This is a genomic window from Pseudomonas sp. IT-P176 (assembly GCF_949767245.1).
Lineage (GTDB): Bacteria > Pseudomonadota > Gammaproteobacteria > Pseudomonadales > Pseudomonadaceae > Aquipseudomonas.
Window position 1 is genome coordinate 1 of the sequence record NZ_CATKPN010000092.1, and the last position, 1000, is coordinate 1000.

At 58.1% G+C, this 1000-nt stretch carries 1 protein-coding gene; it reads right to left on the reverse strand.

The features are described from left to right. A partial coding sequence (locus ACM6IP_RS23975) for an immunoglobulin-like domain-containing protein (protein WP_414862405.1) occupies nt 1-1000 on the reverse strand: 1000 nt, incomplete at both ends.

Consider the following 1000-nt stretch of genomic DNA (forward strand, 5'->3'; position numbering starts at 1 on the left):
ACCATGGCTCGCCATTGGCATGCCGGCAGCGTTGGTCAGGGTCACGGTGTAGGTGACTTCACCGCCTTCGGCGACAGTGGATTTATCCACAGTTAGGGTGGCTTTCACCTCGGTGAGGGTGTCGCCAACCTTGACCACAGCCTCGTCGCCCAGCACCAGGTTCTCGAAAGATTTACCTGGAACCGTTGCGTCAGTGACGCTCAGTTTGATGGTTTCGCCGTCTTTGTAGACGTCGTCGCCCTGGGCTTTAAGTTCGTACGGCACGCTGGTGGTGCCGGCCTTGATCACCACGGTCGCGCCGTTGCTCAAGGTTACGGTCAGGTCTTGTTTCAGTTCCTGATCGACTTTCACCGTGAACTTCGGTGCAGCGTTTTCCAGCACGTCGCCGTTGCTTTCGATGGTGACGGTGATTTTGTCGCCTTGGCCCGATGGCTCGTCGGTGACGGTGGTGGTGTATTGGTCTTCGCCGAGGGTCAACTTCTCGAAGTTGTTGGCCGAGACGGATTCCAGCTTGTTGACGATCGCGTCCTGGCCGCCGGTGAAGATGTTGTCTTTGGCGGTGACCACAGCCGTACCACTGGTGCCGTTAGCCGGGATTTTCACCACGGTGCCATCGGTCAGCGTGAATTCCAGAGGACCATGGCTCGCCATCGGCATGCCGGCGGCGTTGGTCAGTGTCACGGTGTAGGTGACTTCACCACCTTCGGCGACGGTGGATTTATCCACCGTCAGGGTGGCTTTCACCTCAGTGAGGGTGTCGCCAACTTTGACCACAGCCTCGTCGCCGAGCACCAGGTTTTCGAAGGACTTGCCCGGAACCGTTGCGTCAGTGACTCTGAGCTTGATGGTTTCGCCGTCTTTGTAGACGTCGTCGCCCTGGGCTTTCAGTTCGTACGGCACGCTGGTGGTGCCGGCCTTGATCACCACGGTTGTACCGTTGCTCAGGGTCACGGTCAGGTCTTGTTTCAGTTCCTGATCAACCTTGACGGTGAACTTAGGT